Annotated in this window: 24 protein-coding genes; 11 read left to right on the forward strand and 13 right to left on the reverse strand. The window is 47.8% G+C overall.

Going from position 1 to position 25,323, the window contains the following annotated elements; translation table 11 throughout:
* Positions 1-284 precede the first annotated feature (284 nt).
* The gene (locus tag OCU21_RS10230; protein WP_261807305.1) at positions 285-1,310 is read left to right on the forward strand and encodes an acrylyl-CoA reductase family protein; all 1,026 of its coding nucleotides are present in this window, start codon (positions 285-287) and stop codon (positions 1,308-1,310) included.
* A 142-nt stretch (positions 1,311-1,452) separates the two neighbouring features.
* On the opposite strand, the gene murB is transcribed toward OCU21_RS10230, so the two are convergent.
* Positions 1,453-2,358 carry a UDP-N-acetylmuramate dehydrogenase gene (murB, locus tag OCU21_RS10235; protein WP_261807306.1) on the reverse strand — a complete coding sequence of 302 codons (906 nt, stop codon included), beginning with the start codon at positions 2,356-2,358 and terminating at the stop codon, positions 1,453-1,455.
* A 468-nt stretch (positions 2,359-2,826) separates the two neighbouring features.
* On the opposite strand from murB, the gene OCU21_RS10240 reads away from it, so the two are divergent.
* Both OCU21_RS10240 and OCU21_RS10245 read left to right on the forward strand, forming a co-directional pair.
* Positions 2,827-3,603, forward strand: coding sequence for an exodeoxyribonuclease III (locus OCU21_RS10240; RefSeq protein ID WP_261807307.1), 777 nt, complete (start codon positions 2,827-2,829; stop codon positions 3,601-3,603).
* Positions 3,600-4,133 (forward strand): 3'-5' exonuclease, encoded by a 534-nt coding sequence (locus tag OCU21_RS10245; RefSeq protein ID WP_261807308.1) that lies wholly within the window; start codon positions 3,600-3,602, stop codon positions 4,131-4,133. The genes OCU21_RS10240 and OCU21_RS10245 overlap by 4 nt, the downstream gene beginning before the upstream one ends.
* Before the next feature lie 152 nt (positions 4,134-4,285).
* Here OCU21_RS10245 and OCU21_RS10250 read toward each other — a convergent pair whose 3' ends face one another.
* The 4 genes from OCU21_RS10250 to OCU21_RS10265 form a co-directional block, all read right to left on the reverse strand.
* On the reverse strand, positions 4,286-4,810 hold the full coding sequence (locus OCU21_RS10250) for a GNAT family N-acetyltransferase (protein WP_261807309.1): 525 nt from the start codon (positions 4,808-4,810) through the stop codon (positions 4,286-4,288).
* Complete coding sequence (gene tsaE / locus OCU21_RS10255) at positions 4,803-5,249, reverse strand: tRNA (adenosine(37)-N6)-threonylcarbamoyltransferase complex ATPase subunit type 1 TsaE (RefSeq protein ID WP_373875489.1); 447 nt, start codon at positions 5,247-5,249, stop codon at positions 4,803-4,805. Before tsaE ends, OCU21_RS10250 begins: the two co-directional genes overlap by 8 nt.
* Positions 5,250-5,314: 65 nt before the next feature.
* Entirely contained in the window at positions 5,315-6,298 is a 984-nt protein-coding gene (gene pta / locus OCU21_RS10260) for a phosphate acetyltransferase (protein ID WP_261807311.1), read from the reverse strand.
* Between the two features lie 89 nt (positions 6,299-6,387).
* The gene (locus OCU21_RS10265) at positions 6,388-7,092 is read right to left on the reverse strand and encodes a uracil-DNA glycosylase (protein ID WP_261807312.1); all 705 of its coding nucleotides are present in this window, start codon (positions 7,090-7,092) and stop codon (positions 6,388-6,390) included.
* A gap of 77 nt (positions 7,093-7,169) precedes the next feature.
* On the opposite strand from OCU21_RS10265, the gene OCU21_RS10270 reads away from it, so the two are divergent.
* Together OCU21_RS10270 and OCU21_RS10275 are read left to right on the forward strand one after the other, a co-directional pair.
* The gene (locus OCU21_RS10270) at positions 7,170-8,045 is read left to right on the forward strand and encodes a Cof-type HAD-IIB family hydrolase (protein WP_261807313.1); all 876 of its coding nucleotides are present in this window, start codon (positions 7,170-7,172) and stop codon (positions 8,043-8,045) included.
* 15 nt (positions 8,046-8,060) lie between these two features.
* A complete protein-coding gene (locus OCU21_RS10275; protein WP_261807314.1) occupies positions 8,061-8,585 on the forward strand; it encodes an LURP-one-related/scramblase family protein in 525 nt (174 codons plus the stop codon).
* A 158-nt stretch (positions 8,586-8,743) separates the two neighbouring features.
* On the opposite strand, the gene OCU21_RS10280 is transcribed toward OCU21_RS10275, so the two are convergent.
* From OCU21_RS10280 to OCU21_RS10295, 4 genes are all read right to left on the reverse strand, one after another.
* Complete coding sequence (locus OCU21_RS10280; RefSeq protein ID WP_261807315.1) at positions 8,744-9,979, reverse strand: chloride channel protein; 1,236 nt, start codon at positions 9,977-9,979, stop codon at positions 8,744-8,746.
* Between the two features lie 81 nt (positions 9,980-10,060).
* On the reverse strand, positions 10,061-11,056 hold the full coding sequence (locus tag OCU21_RS10285) for an aldo/keto reductase (RefSeq protein WP_261807316.1): 996 nt from the start codon (positions 11,054-11,056) through the stop codon (positions 10,061-10,063).
* 213 nt (positions 11,057-11,269) lie between these two features.
* Entirely contained in the window at positions 11,270-11,842 is a 573-nt protein-coding gene (locus tag OCU21_RS10290; RefSeq protein WP_261807317.1) for a GNAT family N-acetyltransferase, read from the reverse strand.
* Between the two features lie 243 nt (positions 11,843-12,085).
* Positions 12,086-12,607 carry a hypothetical protein gene (locus OCU21_RS10295; protein ID WP_261807318.1) on the reverse strand — a complete coding sequence of 174 codons (522 nt, stop codon included), beginning with the start codon at positions 12,605-12,607 and terminating at the stop codon, positions 12,086-12,088.
* A 268-nt stretch (positions 12,608-12,875) separates the two neighbouring features.
* On the opposite strand from OCU21_RS10295, the gene OCU21_RS10300 reads away from it, so the two are divergent.
* The 6 genes from OCU21_RS10300 (at position 12,876) to OCU21_RS10325 (ending at position 19,961) form a co-directional block, all read left to right on the forward strand.
* Positions 12,876-13,937, forward strand: a complete 1,062-nt coding sequence (locus tag OCU21_RS10300) for an ABC transporter ATP-binding protein (RefSeq protein WP_261807319.1) — start codon at positions 12,876-12,878, stop codon at positions 13,935-13,937.
* The gene (locus tag OCU21_RS10305; protein ID WP_261807320.1) at positions 13,927-14,820 is read left to right on the forward strand and encodes a carbohydrate ABC transporter permease; all 894 of its coding nucleotides are present in this window, start codon (positions 13,927-13,929) and stop codon (positions 14,818-14,820) included. The genes OCU21_RS10300 and OCU21_RS10305 overlap by 11 nt, the downstream gene beginning before the upstream one ends.
* An 18-nt stretch (positions 14,821-14,838) precedes the next feature.
* Positions 14,839-15,660: a carbohydrate ABC transporter permease gene (locus OCU21_RS10310; RefSeq protein ID WP_261807321.1), complete on the forward strand. Its 822-nt coding sequence runs from the start codon at positions 14,839-14,841 to the stop codon at positions 15,658-15,660.
* Positions 15,661-15,670: 10 nt separating this feature from the next.
* Positions 15,671-16,981, forward strand: coding sequence for an ABC transporter substrate-binding protein (locus OCU21_RS10315; protein ID WP_261807322.1), 1,311 nt, complete (start codon positions 15,671-15,673; stop codon positions 16,979-16,981).
* Positions 16,982-17,252: 271 nt separating this feature from the next.
* Positions 17,253-18,509 carry a methionine gamma-lyase family protein gene (locus OCU21_RS10320; protein WP_261807323.1) on the forward strand — a complete coding sequence of 419 codons (1,257 nt, stop codon included), beginning with the start codon at positions 17,253-17,255 and terminating at the stop codon, positions 18,507-18,509.
* 183 nt (positions 18,510-18,692) lie between these two features.
* Positions 18,693-19,961, forward strand: coding sequence for an MBL fold metallo-hydrolase (locus OCU21_RS10325; RefSeq protein WP_261807324.1), 1,269 nt, complete (start codon positions 18,693-18,695; stop codon positions 19,959-19,961).
* A gap of 187 nt (positions 19,962-20,148) precedes the next feature.
* On the opposite strand, the gene OCU21_RS10330 is transcribed toward OCU21_RS10325, so the two are convergent.
* From OCU21_RS10330 to rnr, 4 genes are all read right to left on the reverse strand, one after another.
* Positions 20,149-20,568, reverse strand: a complete 420-nt coding sequence (locus tag OCU21_RS10330) for a hypothetical protein (RefSeq protein WP_261807325.1) — start codon at positions 20,566-20,568, stop codon at positions 20,149-20,151.
* Positions 20,569-20,650: 82 nt separating this feature from the next.
* Positions 20,651-21,748 (reverse strand): LCP family glycopolymer transferase, encoded by a 1,098-nt coding sequence (locus tag OCU21_RS10335; protein WP_261807326.1) that lies wholly within the window; start codon positions 21,746-21,748, stop codon positions 20,651-20,653.
* Positions 21,749-22,102: 354 nt separating this feature from the next.
* Entirely contained in the window at positions 22,103-22,564 is a 462-nt protein-coding gene (gene smpB, locus OCU21_RS10340) for an SsrA-binding protein SmpB (protein WP_261807328.1), read from the reverse strand.
* A 51-nt stretch (positions 22,565-22,615) separates the two neighbouring features.
* Positions 22,616-25,042 (reverse strand): ribonuclease R, encoded by a 2,427-nt coding sequence (gene rnr / locus OCU21_RS10345; RefSeq protein ID WP_261807327.1) that lies wholly within the window; start codon positions 25,040-25,042, stop codon positions 22,616-22,618.
* Positions 25,043-25,323: the final 281 nt, after the last annotated feature.

A 25,323-nucleotide genomic window follows, 5' to 3' on the forward strand; every position in this document is an offset into this window, starting at 1 on the left:
GTGGCGAACACGTTTTAGAAACAGAGTGTGAGCCACCCCGGGTAGTGCTTGAGCATAGCCTAGCAATTGTTTTGGAAGCCGCATTATGCTTCCGGAACAATTGCGTAGCTAAGCGGAAAGCACTGGGGCGGCGAACACGTTTTAGAAGCAGAGTGCGAGCCAACCCGATTAGCTTCTGAGCATTAACCTAGTCAGGATTTTGGAGGCAGGGCTTCGCCTCCAGAAGCCTGACGTAGTTAAGCGGAAGAAGCTGGGGCGGCGAACACATTTTAGAAGGAGATATTATGCAAAAGAAAGCATTGGTGGTCGACTTAGTTGATGAGCGACCTAGCGCAACGTTAACAACACGCCCGGTAAACACACTAGGTCCTGACCTTGTCCGCGTTCAGGTGGCTTATAGCGATATCAATTATAAAGACGCGCTCGTTTTGAAGGCTCGCAGCGGCGTTGTTCGTGATTTTCCCCGAGTTCCCGGGATCGACTTTAGCGGTTGGGTGATCGAATCCTCGGATCATCGTTTTCAAGTTGGCGATGCGGTCGTTGGCACGGGCTGGCAGATCGGGATCCAAATCGATGGTGGTTACCAAGAGATCGTTGATGTGCCAGGTGACTTTCTCCACCCGCTTGGCGGGAAAAGAACGGTCCAAGATGCCGCGTTGATTGGTACGGCCGGGATCACGGCAGCGATCGGCTTGACCAAGGTCCTCGATAGCCGCGCGCTGGCAGTCAAGGACGCTCCGATCTTGATCAGTGGTGTGACTGGTGGCGTTGGTGGCTGGCAACTGGCGATCTTGGCCCAGCTCGGCTATACCAACATCACCGCAGTCACGCGCCAAGCTGACTTGGCTCCCCAACTTCAAGAAAAAGGAGCCGCAGCGATCATCGCTCCGGAAACCTTGCGCTTAGAACCCCGCAAACCATTAGCGCGGCAAAAATTTGCCGTGGTATTCGATAATCTCGGCGGTGATTTCTTAGCTGACATTTTGGCCCAAGTCCAGCAGGATGGTCACGTTGTCAGCAGTGGCAACGCCAGCGGGATCAAACTTACTACCACGGTCCTGCCTTTCATTCTACGGGGGATCACTTTGCACGGGGTCGATTCAGTCAATTATCCGGTCGATGATCGCGAAGAGTTATGGCAATTGTTTGAAAACAACTTTTGGCCTGAGCCGGCGCGACGACCCGACTTTACGGAGGTCCAACTTGCGGAGTTGATACCACTGCTGACCGCCTATCCTCACAGCGCCCATCATGAACGGACCTTGGTCAAATTGCGGAGTCGCCGGCCCCGCGGTCTTGAGCAAAAATAAAATAGGCGTCAAAAAAGGAGCCGATCCCGGCTCCTTTTTTTAGTAACAAGTTCTTATTCTGATTTTTGACAAACACGTTCGTCCAAGTGGTGTTATTGATGACTCAACCTTGCTCCAGGGGCGCCAATCTAAAGGATGCCACTTAAGACGATTGCTTTTCTCGACCGATGATCCGCACTTCCGTCTCTAAGCGGACCTGGAATTGATCCCAAACTGTTTTTTGGATCAAGGCAATCAATTGCAAATAATCAGTCGCTGTTGCGTGATCGATATTGACAATAAAGCCAGCATGTTTCAACGAAACTTGGGCTCCACCAATAATTTTACCTTGTAGACCAGCTTGCTGGATCAATGGCGCCGTGAAGTGATCTGGCGGTCGGGTAAAAACACTACCGCAAGAAGGCAGGTCTAACGGCTGTTTTGATGCTCGGGCCGCATTGAGTTCATCCATTTTTTTGCGAATGTTTTTTCGCTCACCTGGACGCAAGGCAAAAGTCACGTTCAAAACAGTCAGCGGCTGTTCTTGGATAATGCTATGACGATACCGGAAATGTAAGTCCGCACCACTGATCCGTCGTAAATTTCCGCGCTGATCAAGGACGTTGATGGCGCTAATGACATCGCTGACCTCGCCATGATAAGCGCCCGCGTTCATAAAAACAGCGCCGCCCACACTGCCCGGGATCCCTGTAGCAAATTCCAAACCGGTCAGGCCAAAGTGATAAGCTGCTTCAGCGACTGCCATCAATGGTGCCCCAGCGCTGGCGACCAAGTGCAGGCCTTCATGGTGAATATCATCGATCCGGGTCAATAAGATCACCAGCCCGGCCAAGCCACCATCCCGAATGATCAGATTGCTGGCGTTACCAATGATCGTGACCGGGATCTTATTTTGATAAGCCCGTTGAACTAAGGCCGCAACTTCCGCCTCGTTCTCAGGAAAAGCCAGTAGATCCGCCGGGCCGCCGGTGCGGGTAAACGTATAATTGGACATGGCTGCATCTACTTGCATAGGAATATTTAAGTCAGAGAACAATGAATTTAACATTAATGATCGAATCCTTTGTTTGATTTAGAATGATGAGCCCTGATCTTGCCATACTTTTTTTGCGGTGCATCGACCGACAACGAGACAACAGTCAAAGCACGGATCAGGTCAATGACTAGCTTGCGCGCAAACGCTGGTCTTGAATGGGACCACCAGCATTTTAGGGCTCGATCCCCATCGATATCTTACCAAAAAATAAGTTAAATAGCTATCATCAGTCCAAGCGGACCGACCTAGTCAAGCCCGTTCTGAGTCCGTCCGCTTTTGTGGCCTGGTCCTGCGGCAACAACTGATTTGGTCTTCACCGGCAATCGAGGAATTTGGTCCTTTTCCCAGCGCTGAGCACAAAAATTTGGTAAACTAGAGAAAGTATTGGTGCTTGCTGATGCCAGTGATCGGTCAACTAAAAGTGGCGGATCACCAGCACTTGCGACCAATCAAAAAAATCCAGCAGGGAGTTATCGGAAAATGAAATTTATTTCTTGGAATGTTAACGGCTTGCGTGCTGTTTTGAAAAAGGATTTCCTAACGACTTTCAAAGAACTTGACGCCGATTTTTTCTGTCTACAAGAAACAAAAATGCAGGCGGGCCAAGTAGACTTGGCGCTTCCCGGCTATCAACAATACTTTGATTACGCCCAACGAAAAGGCTATTCAGGGACCGCGATCTTCACGAAACATCAACCCCTCAGTGTTCAATATGGACTTGGTTTAACTGAACATGATCAAGAAGGCCGCGCGATCACCTTGGAGTATCCTAACTTTTATTTGGTCACTTGTTACACCCCTAATTCTCAAGCCGAGTTGAAGCGTTTGGACTATCGGTTAAGTTGGGATCGAGCGTTTCGGCAGTATGTCAGCGATTTGGCGACGAAGAAAAGTGTGATCTTTTGTGGCGACCTAAATGTCGCTCATCAAGAGATCGACTTGAAAAATCCCAAAACAAATCACCATAACGCTGGCTTTTCTGATGAAGAACGGCAGAGTTTCAGTACCCTTTTGGCCGCTGGTTTCACTGACACCTTCCGCCATTTTTATCCAGAACAAACCGGGATCTATTCGTGGTGGAGCTATCGATTCCACGCCCGCGACAACAACGCCGGTTGGCGGATCGATTATTTTGTCACGTCCCAGGACCTCATCCCGCATTTACAAGATGCGCGGATCCTGACGGATGTTTATGGTTCAGACCACTGCCCAGTCGAATTGGTCACTGATGATCTCGGGATCGAAGGTACAAAATGAATTTTACAGCAATTGATTTTGAAACAGCTAACCCCCGACCGGAAAGCGCCTGCTCGCTGGCTTTAGTGGTCGTGCGTAATGACCAGATCGTCAATCGTTTCTACACTTTGATCGATCCTCAGGCTGAATTCAGTTATTGGAACACGAAAGTCAATGGTTTGACTGCGAAAATGGTAGCCGGCGCGCCTGATTTCGCCACTGTTTGGCCTCATATCGCCCCACTGTTCTCCATCGATCAACTGGTGGTCGCTCATAACGCGAGATTTGACGTCAAAGTCTTACAGGCGACTTTGGCCCATTACCAGATCGAAGCCCCTCACTTTTTAACTTTGGATACGGTCAAGACCAGCCGGCGCTTCTATCCTGAACTACCTAATCATAAATTGAACACAGTGGCTGACTATTTACAGCTTGATCTGGTCAACCATCACCACGCCTTAGCCGATAGCTACGCTTGCGCCCAGATCCTTTTGGCTGAGGCGCACCAATTCGGCCCCGCGTTATTGCGCAAAATGGTCACTGTTGCCTGACCTGAAACATTTCTCTACCTAGAATGGGCTGGGGTCTGAGTCAGAGTTTGGCTATATTTGATTATTGGCGATTGCTGAGCGGTTTATTTAGATCCTACTAAAAAAGAGTTGTTTGTTGGCGCTGGGCCGCAAACAACTCTTTTTTTCATTTCTTAAAGCAATTTTGCCATCAGCAAGGTGTCGATCAGTTTGCCGGAAGTGCTGCGATAGCTGGCGCGCAAATGACCTTCGAGCTGAAAACCGAACTCGCGGTATAACTGCTGCGCCGCCTGATTGCGTTGTTGTACTTCCAACTGCAATCGCGATAACAGCCCCGTCTCCTGAGCCCAATCCAAAGCAGTGGCCATCAAAGCCCGGCCTAATCCTTGGCGGCGATATGCCGTTGCCACAACTAAACCTAATTCCCCGACATGGCGGATCGCTGGTTCACTACCTGCGGCGATCCGTAAATAACCGATCACTTCGGTTGGTCCTGCCAAAGCCAACAGTAATAAATTATTGGGCGACTCATACAAAGCGCCTAATTGATCCGCCAACGCCGACGCGCTTAATCGTAGGACGCTATCATCACTAAGTAAGAGATCGCAAGGACTGACTTCCTGTTGCCAAAACTCGCGTAAGGGACCCTCATCAGTGGGGAGCGCCGGCCGCAACGTGACTTCCAAGGCATCACTCATGAGCCAACGCTAACTCTGGCCGCAACCGCGCTAGTAACGCGTTAGCTTGTGGACCTGTCGCCGTCAACGTGAAGCGCCGGCGCTGATCATCATTTTCGACCCGTTCGATCTGAACACTCAAATGATCGCTGGGCAACTCATCGCCACCAAATTGCGGCCACTCCACGACACAAACACCTTGACCACCAAAATATTCCTCCAGACCGAGATCAGCCGCTGAACTGTGCTCCAAACGATAAAGATCCATATGAAACAACGGTATCCGCCCCGTTCGATATTCGCGAATGATCGTGAACGTCGGGCTTTTTACGGCGCGCTTAATGCCTAAAGCTGATGCTAGACCTTGGGTAAACGTTGTTTTGCCAGCGCCCAGATCTCCATTCAACAGTAAGACATCGCCAGCCACTACTTGCTGGCCAAAAAGTCGGCCGATCGCCATGGTCGCCACGGCGTTTTTGGTTTGAAATTGCAAAATCGATCTTCCTTTATTAATAGAATCGCCGTTTACTGTAAAGATTGCGCGGCGGTAATGATCGCCAATTTGTAGACGTCTTCTTCATTAGCGCCCCGTGATAGATCAGAAACGGGTTTGTTCAAGCCTTGCAGGATCGGTCCGATCGCTTCGAAATGACCTAGGCGTTGGGCGATCTTGTAACCAATATTGCCAGATTGTAATTCAGGGAAAACATAAACAGTCGCTTGTCCGGCGACAGGTGAGCCTGGTGCTTTTTGCGCGCCTACTGAAGGTACATAAGAAGCGTCAAATTGTAATTCGCCATCGATCACATATTCAGGCGCCAACTCTTGCGCGATCTTCGTAGCTTCAGCCACTTTGTCGACCTGTGGAGATTTCGCTGATCCCTTTGTTGAGAAACTCAGCATGGAAACTTTAGGATCGATGTCAAACAATTCCGCAGTTTTTGCAGATTGGACCGCGATCTCCGCCAATTCTTGAGCACTAGGATCAATATTGATCGCGCAATCAGAGAACAGATAACGTTCTTGGTCACGACCACGTTGCATGATGAAAGCCCCAGAAGTCCGCGAAACACCGGGCTTTGTCTTGATGACCTGTAAGGCCGGACGAACTGTTTCACCAGTTGAATGGACGATCCCAGAAACCATCCCTTCGACTTCACCTAAATAGACTAACATGGTCCCAAAATAATTACCATCACGCAGGATCGCTTCTGCCTGTTCTTTAGTCGCCTTGCCTTTGCGTCGTTCGACAAAGGCCGCGACCATGGTCTCAAAGTCATTTTCCGGATAGTTGTTAGGGTCGATCAAAGTCAAATTGCTAACATTAAAGCCATTATTTGCGGCAACATCTTTGATCCGATCAACTGGTCCTAATAGAACAGGGTCTAAGATCTGATCTGCTTTCAAGCGAACGGCCGCCCCGATGATCCGTGGCTCGACTCCCTCTGGGAAAACGATCTTGACATTTTTCCCATTGATTTTCTGTTTCAAACTCTCGAATAAATCCATGAATAATTCCCTCCGTGAGAAAGCGTTTTTACATACAGCTCTTATTCTACCGCGTTTTTTCCATTTCGCCTAGCCCAATTCAAGCTTTATCATGATTTTTTATCAGCGCGATCTGTGCCGGGATCTTGAGGCAATTGCCAAGCGATCGGTGTTTCACCATACTGTACCAACGCCTGGTTTGCGCGTGAAAAGGGCTTCGAGCCAAAAAAGCCCCGATAAGCAGACAATGGACTAGGATGCGCTGAGGTCAAAACCGTATTTTTGGTCTCATCGATCAGTTCACGCTTGGCACGGGCTGCGGCACCCCAAAGGATAAAAACAACGCCACCACGCTGCGACAAGGCTGCGATCGCCCGATCTGTCAACATTTCCCAACCACGGCCTCGATGGGAATATGCCTGATGAGCGCGCACGGTCAAAACCGAGTTCAATAGGAGTACCCCTTGATCGGCCCAAGCCTTCAAATAACCATGCGTCACTGGTTGGGCACCAACATCACTGGCCAATTCTTTATAAATATTTTGTAGCGAAGGGGGGATCTGTGTCCCCGGTCGCACGGAAAAGCTTAAGCCATGCGCCTGACCGGGCTCGTGATAAGGGTCCTGACCTAAGATCACCACTTTTGTTTGGGCAAAGGGCGTCCAGTCAAAAGCCTGAAAAATGTGATACATGTCCGGGTAGATCGTTTGGTTTTGATATTCTTGACGCAAAAACTGATGCAACTGCGCATACTCTGGCGAGGCGAAGACTGGTGCCAAGATCGCCTGCCAATCATTAGGGATCAATTGCTTCATGGATTATTCAACTCATTTCATACTATATTTAACAACTCTATGCTACACTAAAACTAACTCTATAAGAAGGTGATTTTTTGATTTCAATCATTGCATCAGACATGGACGGTACTTTGTTGAATGATCACATGGAGATCTCACCCAAAACAGTCGCAGCGATCCAGAAGGCCCAAGAAGCCGGAATCGAATTTATGGTCGCGACCGGGCGCGGTTTGAGCGAAGCCAAGCCGATCCTCCAACGGAGCGGGCTCCATCCTGCTTATATCACCCTGAATGGCGCTCAGGTTTTTAATACGGCTGGTGACTTGGTCGTAAACGAACCTTTGCCGAAAAATTTAGCTCAAGAAGTGGTGGCGCTCCTCAAAGCTCGACAATTTTATTTTGAACTCGTGACTGATCGTGGTATTTTTTCAGAAAGTAAAGTTCGGCGGATCCAGCATGTGGCGGATCTACTGGTCAATTTAAATCCTGATACCACTTACAAGATCGCGGTCGCCTTGGCCGCCGCGCGTTTGGAGATCGTTAATATCAATTACGTTGATGATTATCAAGAGCTTTTGGATGACCCAACTATCGAGATCATGAAGATCATTGTTTTCTCCGAAGCGGGGCCAGACGCTTTCACTACGATCCGTGAAAAATATCAAAGCAGTCAAGAATTAGTGATCACCTCGTCTTCGCCAAATAACATTGAGATCAATAGTATCAAAGCGCAGAAGGGGTCGGCACTACTGGATTATGCCCGTCAAAAAGGGGTCAGCGCCGCTCAAGTGATGGCGATCGGCGACAATCTCAATGACTATTCGATGATCGAAGCTGCCGGGGTCGGCGTGGCGATGGGCAACGCCTTGCCAGCGATCAAAGAGATCGCTACCTTTACGACCGCGACCAATCTCAATGATGGCGTGGCCGCCGCGATCAATTGGGCCTTGACTCACGAACATCATGACTAGCAGGGGTCTGAGTTGATGACGACCTATTATTTACTCAATCAAACGATCGGCGGGATCAACAGTCAATTTATTTTTGACCGCGATTATCATCCGCTCATGATCATTACCGGTCGTTTCGGTTTTAATCAAAGTGGCCTACAGCTATTGACCATCGCCGGTCAATATGTTGGCAGTGTCACCCAGTTACGTAATCGCCATCTCACCACTTTTCGAATCGAAAAAAATGGTCGTGAAATCGGACAAATGAATCGTTTGGGCGGTGTCTGGCATCAATTCGCTTTTGTCTCTGGATTGAATTGGACGATCCTCGGTTCAGTTGCCAACAATACTTATCAAGTGACTCACGGCGTGCGGCAGATCTTCAGTACTGAACCGACCATCACCAAAAAAAATCTCGACGGACTCAAACTAACGATCACGCCTAAGCAAGATCAGGCGGACGTTTTTCTGGTCGCCGCGACTTTAAATCAATGGGTCTTATGGTCACAGCGTAAACCCCATCATTTGACCGATCCTTTTATGAATATCGCGACCAATTGATCGTTGACCTGACCATTGCTTTGTGGTCCTACCGCAACTAAAAAACCATCGCCCTTTTAATTTTATCGGGCGGTGGTTTTTTAGTGCACATAACATGATTTGACACCCTAGCGCTCTGAAAATCGACTGGTCCAGCCCACTGAGCGTTTTTGAAACACTTACGCTTTCCTGGCAGTGTTAGATCGCCGTTTTTGCCATTTTTGAAACAACCAAAAACTCGCCATTGTCACCAGTAAGACTGGCCATAATCGGCTGGGGAAAAACAAAGCGACGAACAGACCGCCAAACCAAGGCGCGTGAAAAATCGTCACGACCAAACTGACTGCGGTGACACCAACGACAAACAAGGTGTCAAATCGCGGCAGCAATTGCGCGAAAACAAAGCCTTGGGTGATCGCGGCAAAAACGATCGGAAAAATATCCCCACCGCGCCAACCTGTGTTCAGGCAAACTAGAAGTAGCAACAATTTCAAGCACACAACTAACTCAAGGTGCCCCGCCGACCAACGAGCGCCAAGGACTGGTTCTAGGGCCAAGGCGCTTTGTCCGGAAAACAAAAGTTGCGGCGCCCACAAACCAACGCCAAAGATCGCCAGACCACCTAAGGCCGCTTTGGCAACTGGGCGCGTTGACCAAAAGTCAAACCACCGTGGAAATCGGCGGCTCAACCAACGGTAGCCTGTGCCCAAGCCGCCGCCAGCAACCATCAACGGTAGGAACAGCGACCAATCTGACCACTGCCAATTCGTGGGGCCCATTTTGGTCACAAAAGATGGCAGCCCGGCAAGCCGCATTAACAATACAAAGGCAACGATCCCATTCAGCACAAAAATGCTGATCAAAAGTTTCTTACTGTTTTGGCGGCCTAATTGCTCAGCTCGGTGCTGATCATAAGGCAGCAAATAATCACTGGGTTTGAACAAGCAACGCCACCGCTGGCCAATTGTCATTTGCGCCAACTGGTCATATTTGAAGAAATAATATCGCATTTTATCGGCTTGCCAAACGGATAAAGCAATCGTCGTACTTAAAAGGCCTGCCTCGGGGCCGACGCCAGCACCAAATACCAATACGGCGACCGCCAACAAAAGATTTTGACCGACATGACGATAGTCAAGTCGCTGGGTCGTCCGGAGGGTCGTCAACGCCTGTTCCGCGGTCAGGGGCAACTCCGCGCCCCAATAACGATGACCTGATCCCACCAAGACTGTTCCTAAAGCCACAATCAAAAGGATCACGATGCTCCGCCAATCCAATCGTGTTGGCAAATGATGCCAGACCAGCGCGATCGCTTGTTCCACTACCAATAGATAGACAAAGCCCAACGCGCCGATCAAGCCACTCAAAATCAGGCCATAACCTAATAATCCTAATTTTCCTCGCCATCGCGTCATTGTTTGACCATCCTAGTATTTTTTCGATTGCTTCTTTTAACTAACGCTTTTTAACGCTTTGATCGCGGACCAAACTCACAGCTATTGCGCTTGCGCCAAAGTCTGATCGATCTGGTGCAATTCTGCGGCGCTAAAGTCTAAGTGATCCAACGCCTTCAGACTATCCTCAAGTTGGCTTAATCGCGAAGCACCGACGAGGACACTGGTAACTGTTGGTTGCCGTAAATTCCAAGCTAAGGCCATTTCCGCTAACGATTGACCCCGAGTTACGGCGATCTGGTGCAACTGACGAACAGTTTTGATCGTTGCTTCTACGTTGTCCGGATGCAAAAACGGACTAGAGGACCGCGCTGCCCGCGAGTCAGCAGGGATCCCGTTCAAATAGCGATCGGTCAATAATCCTTGCGCTAAAGGACTAAACGTGATCGCGCCTAAATGTTCAGCGGCTAAAACATCGGTCAACCCCTGTTCGATCGAGCGATTGAACATGTTATATTGCGGTTGATGAATAATGAACGGTGTTCCCAATTCTTTGAAGATCTGAGCGATCGCTCGGGTCTGTTCAGCGGAATAATTCGATACGCCGATATACAACGCTTTGCCCTGCCGCACAAGTAAATCTAACGCCTGCGCAGTTTCCAATAAAGGCGTCTTGGGATCTGGCCGATGATGGTAGAAAATATCCAAATAATCGATTCCTAAGCGACGCAAGCTTTGATCACAACTGGCGATGATATTTTTCTTTGAACCCCATTCACCGTAAGGACCTGGCCACATATAATAACCAGCCTTACTAGAAATGATCATTTCATCACGGTAAGCGTGCAGATCCTCGCGCAAGATCCGGCCAAAATTCCGTTCCGCCGAACCAGCCGGGGGGCCATAATTATTAGCAAGATCAAAGTGGGTGATTCCTCGATCAAAAGCACCAAAAATGATTTCTTTTTGATTCTCGATCCGATCGACATCACCAAAGTTATGCCACAAGCCCAAGGAGATCGCCGGTAATTTCAGGCCAGAATCTCCGACACGATTATAAGGCATCGTGGCATAACGCTGTTCATTCGCAGTATACATCTAATTCCTCCTTTAAGTTGACTCACAAAAAAGCCCAATAACGTTTTAAGTATAAGCGTATTCCCAGCTGAAAGAAAGCGCTGACGGCAAGAAAACTCGCGCAACTTTATTTCTAGCTAGTGACATCAAAAATCCGCCGCTTAAACAAAAACAGGACCAAGTCACCCGTCTAGGTAACTTGATCCTGCTTTGATCGCTCATCGTCGCGCCCACTTAGTTCAGCGCGCGTTGCAAATGTTCATAACGGTGAGCGCCGATCATGATTTCGCCAGTTTTCTTGAAACCGTGGTGAGAATAAAGCTGCTTAGCCTTAGGATTGCCTAGATCTACATTGAGACTGATCACTGTCTCGCCCTGTTCTTTCAGCCAAGCCGGGAGAAAATCAAGAAGCTGGCCGCCGATCCCCTGACCTTGGGCTGCCGGCGCCACGGCTAATGAATCCAAGTACCATTCCCCTGGTCGCGCTTCGACATCGGTAAACAACCGCAGTTCACTGGGCAGATCAAATTGGGCCAAATAAGGTTGTAAGGCCGCATCGATGGTCGCTTCTTTCGCCGCGGGATAACCCACACAGATGCCTAAAACATTTTGCGTCGCATCATCGACATAGACCAACATTTGCCGATAGCCATAACGATAATCTGGCGCAGCAAAAGCCGCTTCAAAAAGCGCCTCAGTTTTTGTCTCGCCGATCTCCTGAACGATCGGGATCTCCATATCATGGATGATCTGCATCAAAATCGGCATTGCTTGTGGCGCATCAGTTAATACTGCGGGACGAATCATTTCCATCACCTCAACTTATCTATAAGATCAGTTTAAAAAAACTGCACAACCCATTGTAGCAAACTTTGTCAGAAAGTGCTTGGGTATATTTCACCTTTACCCCTTGTTCAAAGTGAGAACTCCCCTAACGTTTCGACTAGGATCTGCTCTTCGGCAAGTCTGGCCAGCGTGATGATTCCAGCATAATGCGAAACTTTGCACAATTCAACAGACACTTTTTCATTATTGTTCGCTTTTCGGTGATCAACGATCAATAGCGACCTCAAAACTCAACAAACGTGTCCGTACTTGGTGCCAATCTTCCTGATGACCGCTACAAGTCCAACATTGTAATTCACTGACGAGCGCCCCACAAAGTAGATTGAGTTGGTGCCAACAACGCAAGATCTGCTGATCAGCCAACCGGGCCCGATACTGCGGCCAGATCGCTTCGACCAAGGCTTGGCGAAGCCAGCAGATCTTGGCCGGCCCTGAACCTAATTCATAAAGATTATCAACGAACGTCTGATTATGGCGCACATAGTCAAGCACGAAATCAACCGCTTGTTCCCAAGCCATTTCCTCGTGCATGATCGGCCTAAGGATATCCTGTTGGATCGTACTTAAAAAAACATCACGCAGGCCCCCATCGAAATATTGGTAAAAGGTCGAACGGGCGATCTGGGTCCGCGCAATCAATTCACTGGCCGTATATCGGGTCAAATGATGTTGGGATAAATCTTCTTTAACGGTTCCGCAAACAGCTTCTCTGATCAACTGTGTCATTTTAAAATCACCTACTGAAATGAAATCATCCTTGTCTAATGAATATATTTATCCAAATGTAACCGCTATCTAATGTTAACTTATTTGGTGCGGAGCGGCAATCACCTAATAATGAGTACAAGATTAGAAACATTTTGCCAACTTTTCTATTCAAAAAACTTGTCTAATTCGCAAAACACTCAAGACTTTACCCACAAAATGTTGTAATATAAATCTAGACTAATCTGTTATCTTGTGGTCAAAACAATTTTCTAAAGGGGCGAAACTGTTGGAAGTTACCTTCAAAGATGTCTCGCTGTCCTATGATGGGACACGAGAAATTTTGCATCATTTGAACTTCACGATTCCTGAGGGGACCTTGGTTTCAATATTGGGACCAAGCGGCTGCGGTAAATCAACAACATTGATGTTGATCTCTGGTTTACTGGCGCCAACAAAGGGTCAGATTTTCTTTGGTGATCAAGATGTCACTAAGCAAGACGCGTTAGCACGTAAGGTGGGGATGGTTTTTCAGAACTACGCTTTATATCCACATCTGACGGTCCTTGAAAACATCATGTTTCCATTAAAAATGGCCAAGGTCAAGAAAGAAGAACGCCGCGAAAAGGCCTTGAAACTGGCAAAACTCGTTCATGTTGATGACCAGTTGGATAAGAAGCCCGGTGCGTTGTCTGGTGGGCAGCAACAACGGGTCGCCATCGCCCGCGCTTTAGCCAAGGAACCTAGTCTCTTATTGTTGGACGAACCGCTTTCCAACCTGGACGCGCGTTTGCGGATCGAGATGCGCCAAGAGATCCGCCGGATCCAACAAGAAACTGGGGTCACAACGATCTTCGTCACTCATGATCAAGACGAAGCGCTCCACATCTCCGACCATATCATGGTGCTGAATCTAGGTGATATCCAACAATTCAGTTCCGCCGAAACACTTTATGACAATCCAAGTAATCTCTTCGTGGCGAAATTCATTGGCGAACCAGTGATCAACACCTTACCGATCACTGCCTTCGGTCACGACCTAGATGGCGCGGTGCCCGCGGCGATCTTAGCGAAGACCCAAACCGTGGGGATCCGTCCCGAAGCTTTGCAAGATCACCCGATCGATACGGGAACGCTGGCACAGATCACGACCCAAGTCAAAGCTTTTGAAAAATACGGGCGTGAAAAGAATGCCTTAGTTGACTATAATGGCAATGAATTGCTCAGTACCGAGATCCAGGGTCGGCTTGAGAATCATCAGGATCTGACGCTTTACCTGCAAAAATCGGGATTCTATTTATTCGATGAGGCCGGCCAGCGCATTTTTGGTGGTGAACAAGATGTTGAATGAGAAGCCCACTTTAAAGTCAACTGGTAAAGCACTCCTCTATCTGCTGCCGATGCTGGTCATTACGATCATCTTCAATATCTATCCGATCCTGAAATCATTTATTATGAGCTTCTATACCAAGTACGATTTCTTTAAAGATATCGTCCAACAATGGGGTTGGAGCAATTTCACTTATATTTTCCACGATCCTGATTTTCTTTTAGCGGTCAAAAACACGCTGATCTTCGTCGTGGGGGTCGTTCCCTTGACCGTCATCATCTCCTTAGTGGTCGCCCTGCTCTTGAATAAGATCAAATGGCTCAGTGGCCTGTTCCGAACGGTTTATTTTTTACCATTCGTTACCAGTACCGTGGCGATCGCCCAAGTTTGGCATTGGATCTATAACAGTGACTATGGGTTGTTGAATTACTTTCTAGGTCTTTTCGGCGTCAGTCCGATTGCTTGGTTAGAAAGTCCCAAATATGCCATGTTGGCCTTGATCATCATGAGTATTTGGAAGAGTCTTGGCTTCAATATCGTTTTATTCCTCGTTGGTTTGAACAATATCAACGAGCGCTACTATCAAGCCGCGGAGATCGATGGCGCTAACGCTTGGCATCAATTTACCAACGTGACGGTGCCCTTACTTTCCCCGATCACGTTCCTCGTTAGTGTTAACGGGGTGATCGGCAGTTTCAAAGTCTTCGATCAGATCTTCGCCCTCTTCAACGGGACTCCTGGTCCAAGTAAGTCAGCGCTGACGATCGTTTACTACCTCTATCAAAAATTCTATACTGAGTGGAAATATGGGATCGCCGCCGCTAGTGGCGTTGTCCTGTTCTTCATGATCTTGCTGGTGACCTTGATCCAAATGTGGTACAGCAAGAAACATGTCCATTATTAAAGGGAGGTCAAGTAAACAATGAAAGTTAAAGTCGCCATGGTTCTGCGCTATGTGATCTTAGTCCTCGGCGCGATCATCATGTTGATGCCCTTCCTTTGGATGGTCTCAACATCCTTAAAAACACAACCAGAAACGGTTAAGATCCCACCGATCTGGATCCCTAAGCAATTACAATGGGCCAATTATGTCGAAGCCTTCAAGGCCGCACCTTTTGCTCGTTATTTCTTGAATAGTGTTTTGGTCACGACGATCACGACCGCCGGCCAACTATTCACTAGTATCTTAGCCGCTTTCGCCTTTTCACGATTAAATTTCTATGGCAAAAATATCATCTTCGTGATCTTCTTAGGCACGATGATGGTACCAGGGGAAATGTTGATCATCCCTAACTTCGTCACTTTGTCGAAGTTCCATATGATCGATACTTATTGGGCCTTGATCGTCCCCTGGCTAGCCAGTTTCTTCACCGTTTTCACCTTAAAGCAAAATTTCCAATCTGTGCCGGATCAATTGTATTACGCCGCCAAGATCGACGGCGCCAGCGATTGGCATTTTCTCTGGCACGTGCTGGTTCCGATCTCCAAGTCGACGATCACGGCCGTCACTGTTTTACAAGTGATCGGTTCATGGAACGCCTTCATGTGGCCATTGATCGTGACCAACACTGAGAATCTCCGCACCTTGCCTGTTGGGTTACAGGCCTTTACCACCGATGCGGGGACTAATTACGCGCTGCTGATGGCAGCATCGACGTTCGTCATTTTACCTATGGTGATTCTGTACATTTTCCTTCAAAAGTACATTATTGCAGGCATCTCAAAAACTGGATTGAAAGGGTAGGTTTTAAGTAATGAAGAAAAAAAGTTGGCAACGTGCACTACTCGCAGTCGCTTCTTTGGGTTTAGTTTTGGGATTGGCCGCATGTGGCAGCCAGTCAAAGGATTCAGGTTCAACTGAGTCCAGTACCAAGTCGAAAACACCGGTCAAAATCACTTTTTGGCACGGAATGAACGGCCCTTACCAAAAGGCTTTGAATGAGATCATCTCCGACTTCAACAAGTCGCAATCTGATTACAAAGTCGTTGGTACCTCACAAGGGGGCTACACTCAACTGCAACAAAAGATCATGGCTTCTGCTAAGTCGAACACACTGCCAGTAATCTCACAGACAACTTATACGACTGTGCCTGATTACACAGAGAACGGTCTTATCGAACCTCTTGACAACTATATGTTGAAAGGTGATAACAAATTATCTGATTCTGATTTAAAGGATATTTATTCTTCATTCCTCTCAAGCTCTAAATATGATGGTAAGTACTATTCTATTCCATTCAGTAAATCTGTCCGCGTACTTTACTACAATCAGGACATTTTGGACAAATACAATATCGCTAAGCCTAAGACTTGGGATGACATCGCCAAGGCCGGTGAAACACTGAAAGGTGATAAGATCTACGGCATGGGCTTTGATAAGTCATGGGATATGGAATTTGAAGGTTTAGCGCGTCAAGCTGGTAATCCTTTAGTTGCTAAGGGACCTAAGGCAAACTTAAATACCACGGATACGTTGAAAGCCGCTAACTTCATTATGGATATGGTCAAAGCTGGCACTGCTAAAACTGCTGGCGAAGACATGTACTGGACCCAAGCCTTTACTCAGGGCAAATCAGCCTTCTATGCGGGTTCTTCTGCTGGTGTAACGCAAATGGTCGCACAGGCACCGAAGACCTTGAACTGGGGCACGATGCCATTACCAGAATACAATGGCAAAAAAGCGACGGAGATCGCTGGTAACGATATCGTCATGTTCAAGAGCGCTAGCGCTGATCAAAAGAAAGGCGCTTGGGCTTTCATGAAATTCCTGATGTCAACGGAAGAAACAGCTAAATGGGCGCGTTCAACTGGTTATGTGCCACTCCGGGAATCCGCAACTAAAGATGCAGATTTCAAGAAATATCTCGAAGAAAAGCCTTATAACAAGGCTGCCGTTGAATCATTACCTGATGGTTTCCAATCAACTGCCTTCAAAGGTTTCTCTGAATATCGGACCAAGTTACTTGAAGCTGTTGATGCGATGTTGACGAAGAACGAAGACGTCAAGAAAGCTTTAGACAACTTACAAGATCAAACTGAAACGATCATCAAAGATAACAAGTAAAACATAACATTGAACGATGCCTTAAAGGACTGGGATACTCCCAGTCCTTTTAAATTACGCTAAAACTTTTATTTCCCCCTTTTTTTGGCTTATTGGGGACTTGATTTTAAACTGCGCGGTCCGGTCCCCTAATTTCATTACAGAAATCCCCAAATCAAAGCTACACATCTGCGCTAAAATCGGTATACTAAAGGGGAAGACTGTTAATGGATCTGATCTTTTGAACCACGAGCAGTCATGGTGATAAATCAGTTGTAGGAGGAATTTTATTTTGAGTTGGAAAGATTCGATCGATCCTAAATTATTAGACATCGTCGCCCGCGTTGACCAAAAAATCGCGCCGCGTTTGGCTGAATTAGATGAACAGATCTTGGATAATCAAGCCAAGGTCTTGCATGCCTTTCAAGCGCATCACGTTTCTGAAGCGCATTTGAATGGCACGACAGGTTATGGTAATTTTGATGATGGTCGCGACACCTTAGAAGCGATCTATGCCGATGTCCTTGGCGGTGAAGCGGCCTTAGTCCGACCACAATTTGTTTCTGGCACCCACGCGATCGGGACGGCGTTACTAGGCTTGACGCGCCCTGGTGATGAGATCCTTTATATCACTGGTGAGCCCTATGATACTTTGCAAGAAGTCTTGGGAATGAGCGGTAATGGGATCGGTAGCGCGAAAGAATATGGCATCGCCGCGAATTATGTGCCCCTGAAAGACAACGGTGATGTGGATCTGGCTGCCGTCAAAGCGGCGATCTCCGCCAAGACTAAACTGGTCGTCATTCAACGTTCCTGTGGTTATGCGACCCGTAAATCCTTTACGATCGCTAAAATCAAGGAAATGGTCGACTTTGTCCGGGAGATCAAGCCTGACGTTTGGATCTTCGCAGACAACGCCTATGGTGAATTCTCAGAGACCCAAGAACCACTTGACGTCGGTGTCGACATTATGGCCGGTTCGCTGATCAAGAACGGTGGCGGTGGTTTGGCCAAAACTGGCGGCTATGTCGTTGGTCGTAAAGATCTCGTTGACCGGGTCAGCTATCGCTTCACTGTGCCAGGTATCGGTGGTGAAGAAGGCGCGACTTATGGCTACTTATTGGATATGTTCGAGGGCTTTTTCGTGGCGCCGCAAACAGTCGGTAATGCGATCAAGGGCGCGATCTTTGAAGCTGCCTTGTTGGCTGAGCTAGGTCTGAGCGTTTCTCCAGAATGGCAAGAACCACGGACTGACTTGATCCAAACCGTCAATTTTGGTAATAAGGCTGATATGGTCAAATTCGCCAAGGCGATCCAACAGAGTTCCCCCGTCGATTCCTATGTGGAACCGATCCCCGAACAAATGGCCGGTTACGAAGATGAGGTCATCATGGCCGCCGGGACGTTTATCTCTGGCTCCACGATCGAATTCTCCGGTGATGGTCCGATCCGACCACCTTATACCCTTTACCTTCAAGGTGGCTTGACTTATGCCCATATCAAATTGGGGATCATTCAGGCAGCCGCCAGCACTTTCTATCAAAAATAAATCCGATCAAGAACGCTTGAATAAGCCTCGCTGTTAGAAGACGGCGAGGCTTATTTAGATGCGCCGTTACTGGTCGCCACCTAGCCAAAAAAACGCGACATTTGCCAATGACCCCAAAAATAAAACCCTCGCTTTTTAGTAGTGATTGCGTTACACTGTTATGTTACTTATGGAGGGGATCAGATGACGACATTACGTTTCTTAAATGGTACCAAAACGATCGGTGGCAATATTGTGGAATTTGTGAAGGGGGACAGCCGGGTCATCATGGATTTTGGGATGGTCGCGGAAATGGGGACTAAAACCGTGACCCAAGCCATGGCAGACCATACTTTGCCCCACTTGCCTGACCTGTTATTACCCGATCGACCTGCGCGTTATCAGCATCAAGCGATTTTTATTTCACATTTACATTTGGATCACATGGGGGCTTTGCGTTACTTAAAAAATCAGCAGATCCCGATCTATCTTTCTCCAGACGCTTTGAAGCTGTATCAGATTTTGATTGCTCAAGGCGTTGAGCCAGCAGTCGCTAATCTGCATGGCTTGCCTTTAGGTCGACCGCTGACCGTGGGCGAACTGAAGGTCACCGGCTTCCTTAGTGATCATGATACGATCGGCGCGATGGCGTTATTGGTCGAAGCTGGCGCCCATCGTTTTGTTCACTCAGGTGATGTTCGTCTTAGCGGACGTCACCCTGAGCGCGTTGCCGCTTGGTCTGATCAAGTCAAAAATAGTTTGGATGTTTATTTATCCGAAGCGACTACTTACAGTTTCGTAACAGATCAACCACAAATGGTGCAAAATGGCCATCACGAACATGCCTTTACTGAAGGGCAATTACCTGCGGCTCTGATTGAAAAAGCGCAGGAAACGACGGGGTTGTTGGTTTTGAATCCCTATCCCCGTAATGTGGAACGCCTGATCGATCTTGACCAGGCCGCACGTCAAGCGCAACGACCGATCCTCTGGGAGCCCGAATACGCCCAGATCATCCATGCTTTTGCCCCAGCAGCACCTTTAGCGGTGATCAGCGCAGAACCCAGTCCCTTTGCCAATGCGACCAATTATTCTTGGGCCACTGTCGAAAAACTGCTCCATGCAGACCCCCAACGCTTCATCTTGCATAATACTTGGACGCAGTTAGACCGATTAACGGCATTTTCTGGTGGGACATATTTGCACAGCAATGGTGAACCTCTAGGCGACTACGATCCTCGTTTCGCGCAACTTCAAGCGTTTTTGGCCAAGCAGCATTACCAACTTGTTCCTTTCGGCGCTAGTGGTCACGCGCGGCGGGAAGACCTGTTAGCCCTGGCCGAAAAAATCAACGCGCGGCGGACTGTTCCTTGGCATAGCTTTAAACCGGAACTTTTTGCCGAATTGCTTTATCGCACAAAATCAGAACCATGGTTACCGGAAACAGATATTTATTACGATTTTCCGGACTGATCAACTACAACTGCCTGCCCCACTTAAAAAACAGTCTGGCTGCCGCTGTGTGGCGTTCTCGATTCAATGGGTCCATTATGACCTTAGTTGAATCAGGACGCTACCAGAGCAGTCAGACTGTTTTTATGTGCCAGTACCGGCGCGACTTGTCCAAAACGAAAGACGCAAAAGAACCGCGCGAAAACGACTAGTTTCGGGCGGAGAACCCCATTTTAAGCAAACGCCACGACCAATAGGCCACCGCAAAAGGGCCGCTCAACAACAACCACAAACTATTCAAAGCCAACTCACCACAGAAAATAAACAGATGATCGAGCCAAGTCGTTCGGAGTGGCGGTACTGATGCAGCGGTCGTGGCCGAGTCCGGAGCCGCCTGCGTCTGGGCCACTTGAGACGGATCATCTTGCTGATGCCGTTTTTGCCACCAGCGTTGGCCAGTCAGTTTTAGCCAAGGTAAGCCGCCACAATAACTCAGCACCAAATACAAGTCGAACCATTGCGGACGCCAATCAATACCGCTAGTCTGGCGTAAATGCGTGAATAGCCCTAGCAAGATCAAAGCGGGCAAGGTCTTTAAAAGTAATCGCCGGTAGATTTTTTCAGTCATTCGCTACTCCTTTCTACTAAAAAACTTGATCCGCCATGATCAACGGGATCAAGTTTTCTAAAATGATTAAGCGATTGCTAACTTAATTAAGATCATAGACGGTAAAGTTCTGTTCGATCGTGGGGTTCTCATAAATAAAACCACTGGCGGCATTCAGTTCATTCTCTTTGGTGACCGTATTATTCAATGTCTCTTGAGATAAGCCCAATTCACTTCGGATCGCATCGGAGATCCTTTGCAATTCTGTGGTCGAAGCAACTTGGATCGCCGCCGAACCAGACCACGCGTTGACTCCTTTTACGTAATCGCTAGAGATCGTCTGAGCAGCCACGCGGTAATTCTTAAAGATATCGATCATTTGACTTGTGGTGAAATTGGTTTGCATGTTAGCCGAGACCGCCGTCAACAATTCCTGAAAGTTCGCCAAAGTCCCGACTGAACTAGCAGACTTGACCACTGCGGTGATCACTTGACGTTGTCGTTTTTGCCGGCCATAATCGTTTTCAGGGTCCTCTTTGCGCATCCGTGAGTAATCCAGGGCCTGTTGCCCATTCAAATGCATTTTACCTTTCTTGAAGGTCGAGGCGTTAAAAGTAAATTCCAAAGATACATCCACATCGATGCCACCGACTGCGTCAACGATCTGCTTAAGCCCAGTCATGTTGACCGAGACATAATAAGTCAACGGAACATTCAGCAATGATGACACTGAGTTCAACGCCATTTTAGGTCCACCGATATTGTTGGCGGCATTGATCCGCGTAAAATTGAAATTCGACGTGCCGACCATTTCCGCTAAGGTGTCCCGGGGGATACTGGTCAAGGTCGTTTTCTTGGTTCCCTGATTGACTGTGGCGACAATGATCGTATCGGAATTTCCATTGACTTCAGTCCGTCCTTCATCGCCGGTATCGGTCCCTAATAACAAGATCGACAGCGGATCTCGTTTGGCGATCTTCTTACTTGCCTTGGTTTCTTCTTTCTTATCGACCGATGAATAAGTCTTATCTAACGCCGTTTTGGCTTGGATATACATGTGAACGCCATAAGCTGCCCCTGCGAACAAAATGATCAGGATCACGAACAGGAGCCATTTTAAGACCCGATGAGACTTTTTCTTAGTCGCAGTCTCTGCGCTATTTCCAGCTTTTTTTCGATAATGACGAGCGTGTTTTGCCATTGATTTCACCTTAACCTTTACACCGTCAAGAACGCCCCGCGTTCGACCCAAGTCGTTTGATCCTTAATCAAAAAAAGACCCTGTTTGACGATATTTATTCACTTTGAAAGTGATCGTTTGCTTTTTTAACAACTGCATTTCAGTATATCATGATTCACTGAATAAAATTCAACTATTTTTCTAATTAATCGTTAAAGTTGTGAATCAGCCTGCAAATCCGCTTTCTGACTAAAAAAACACCAGCAAGCTGAGCCTGCTGGTGAATCCGCTGCGACCAAATCGCCGCCAACACCCTAAATATCGTTTCATTCATTCTTTTTATGATACCCTGCCCTAGACTGGACCGGTCAAGATTCAAAAACGATTTTTCAAAACACGTTGGACTTCGCGATCTTGTTCCCGCCGTTTGATCGTTTCCCGTTTATCATATTCATGTTTCCCGGTGGCGACCCCGATCAGCACTTTAGCGAAACCATGCTTCAAATAGACTTTGAGTGGCACGATGGTCACACCTTTATCCTTAACGATCCCAGCCAATTTTGCCAATTCGCGCTTGTGTAACAACAATTTGCGATTGCGCAAGGGATCATGGTTGAATTGATTACCTGCTTCATAAGGGCTGATGTGGACATTTTCCAACCAGAGCTCACCTTGCCGCAACTGGGCGAAGCCATCTTTCAAATTGATTTTTCCGGCGCGGACCGATTTGATCTCCGTCCCAGTCAAGACCAAACCAGCCTCGTAAGTCTCGCCAATATTATAATCATGGGAAGCTTTACGATTAGTCGCCACTTGATTCCGTGGTTTCTCTTTCATTTTAGCCAAGTTGAACCCCACCTTTGCAAAAAAATCAGCGCGTCATAATGATCAATGACGCTGTTGACCTGAACCATTGCCGCGTCGTTCGTACTTATTACCATTACCATTTCCTTGACGCCGCTCGTACTTATTCCCGTTATTCGTTGCCCGCCGCGAATTGCCACCACGATTATTTTGATTACCGCTGCGGCGTTCGCCGCTATTATTCGAGCGTTGCCCTTGATTGCGATTATTGCTGAACCCAGTAGTCTTAGGCTTTTCGCTATCTGGCAAAAAATCTGCCGGGGTATCTTGCCCCGCGATAATGAAGTCGATCTGCCCTTGATCAGGATCGGCCCGTAACACTTTGACTTGGATCTCTTGACCGATCTTGAACGTATTATGAGTCCGCGAACCAGTCAAGGTCATTTGTTTCTCGTCATAATCATAGTAATCATCACGCAAGTTAGAAATATGGATCAAGCCTTCGACTGTATTCTCTAAGGAAACGAACATGCCAAACTTGGTGACCGAAGCGATCACACCTGGGAATTCTTGACCGACCTTGGACATCATGTATTGTGCCTTCTTCAAGTCATCCACATCACGTTCCGTATCGATCGAACGCCGCTCCTGTTCGGAGGTGAATGTCGCGATCTCTGGTAACTTCTCATGCCACTTTTCTTTATTGGCTTCAGTTTTACCGACCGCCGCATAGCTGTGGATCAAACGATGGACGATCAAGTCCGGATAACGCCGGATTGGTGAGGTGAAGTGGGTGTAATATTGGGCGCCGATCCCAAAGTGGCCCAATTGATCCATCGAATAATGGGCCTGCTTCATACTCCGCAATAACATGGTGGTGACCACCATTTCTTCCGGTGTTCCGGCAACTTTAGCCAGCGCCTTTTGCAATTCGATCGGCTTGATGTCGTCCGCCGCGCCATGACCAACAATGCCAAACGCAGAAACGAATTCGAAGAAGTTCTTGACCTTTTCGCCATCTGGCGTTTCGTGGACCCGATAGAGGAACGGTACTTGCGCCTTACTGAAATGTTCGGCGACGGTTTCATTGGCCGCCAGCATGAAGGATTCGATCATCCGTTCAGAAGTACCGCGATCCCGCAAAATAATATCGATCGGCCAACCTTTTTCATCGACCTTGATCGACGCTTCGGTTTCTTCAAAATCAATGGCGCCCCGATCATGCCGCTTTTTAAATAGGATTTTGTGCAGCTCGGCCATCAAATCTAGCATCGGAACTAATTTAGCGTATTCTTCCCGTAACTTAGGATCCTGATCAGTCACGATCTTATTGACGTTGTTATAAGTCAAACGCGCCTTCGAGCGGATCACGCTAGGATAAATTTCATGATTGACGACCTGTCCATGACCATCGATTTCCATGTCACAGGTCAACGCCAGCCGATCCTCGTTAGGATTCAAGGAACAGATCCCGTTGGAAAGCCGGAAGGGCAGCATCGGGATCACCCGATCGGTCAAATAAGTACTCGTTCCCCGCGCATAGGCCTCTTCATCTAGCGGGGTGTCTTCACGAACATAGTAACTCACGTCAGCGATATGGACACCCAAATGGTAATTGCCATTAGGTAACCGCCAAGCCGTGACCGCGTCATCAAAGTCTTTGGAATCATCGCCGTCAATAGTCACGACCATCTGATCTGTGATATTGCGCCGATTGACCCGATCCTGCGGCAACAATTCATCAGGAACTTGTTCGGATTGTTTGATTACTTCATCCGGAAAATCGACCCGTAGACCGTGTTGATAAACCAAGGACAAAATATCAACACCTGGATCGTTTTTGTTCCCTAAGGTTTGCATGGCGATCCCCAACATTCGAGTGGGGTAATCTTCACTAGGATATTCGGTGATCTCAACTTGGACCATGTCACCGGCTTGGGGGTGGATCCCCGTATCCTTGATCATCACTGGATAGTTCGCCAATTTCTTATCATGACTGCGAACACTGCCTAAAAGTCCAGTCCGCGCCACCTGCGCGTCACTGGCCGGCGTGAACTCCCCGACCAACTGGGTCATGCCATGTTCGGTGATCTCAAGGATCTCACCTTCAGGACCTTTGCCATTCCAAGGATTGGCCGCCTTAACGATCCGAACCTTGACGGTATCGCCTTGTAGCGCGTGCGCCGTCTTGAATTTAGGGATGAAAACATCAGGCACTTGCTCGCTGCTGGCTGGATCTTGTTCCAAGCGCACGAAGCCAAAGCCTTTATCATTGGCGGAAAAACGACCACTAACTTCTTCCGAAGTTGGTTTCAGTTTGAAACGGCCACCATTATTAACGTCAACAATGCCCTCACCTTCTAAGGTCGCCAAGACTTTGACAACGCGCTTGAAGGAAGTTGAACCTTTTAATTTCAAAATATCATTGATATCTTGAACACCATATTTACGATTGGGGTTATTACGGAAGATCTCTAATACTTCCGCGGTTAAAAAATCTGTTTGTGCCATCGAATACCTCATTTCATTGATTCATTATTGTCTTATTTCATTTTATCACGGCAGGACGCCTTTTTACCGATAATTACCTTGTTTTATCAAACCGTCGCCTGGTTGCGTGTGTGGCCGATGAGCTCGTTGATTGTCTACATCTTGGCCGCGGTCTGCGTTGCGCGTGGCGGGTGAGCTCGCTGTTCTTTACTCCTGTATCTTGGTCGTAACTTCCACTGCGTGGTTCGGGGTGAGCTCGCTGTGGGCGTCACTTTGAGCTTCGCAAAGTACGCGAATCTCAA

This window comes from Lapidilactobacillus luobeiensis, from assembly GCF_024345205.1.
GTDB classification, from domain to species: Bacteria; Bacillota; Bacilli; order Lactobacillales; family Lactobacillaceae; genus Lapidilactobacillus; species Lapidilactobacillus luobeiensis.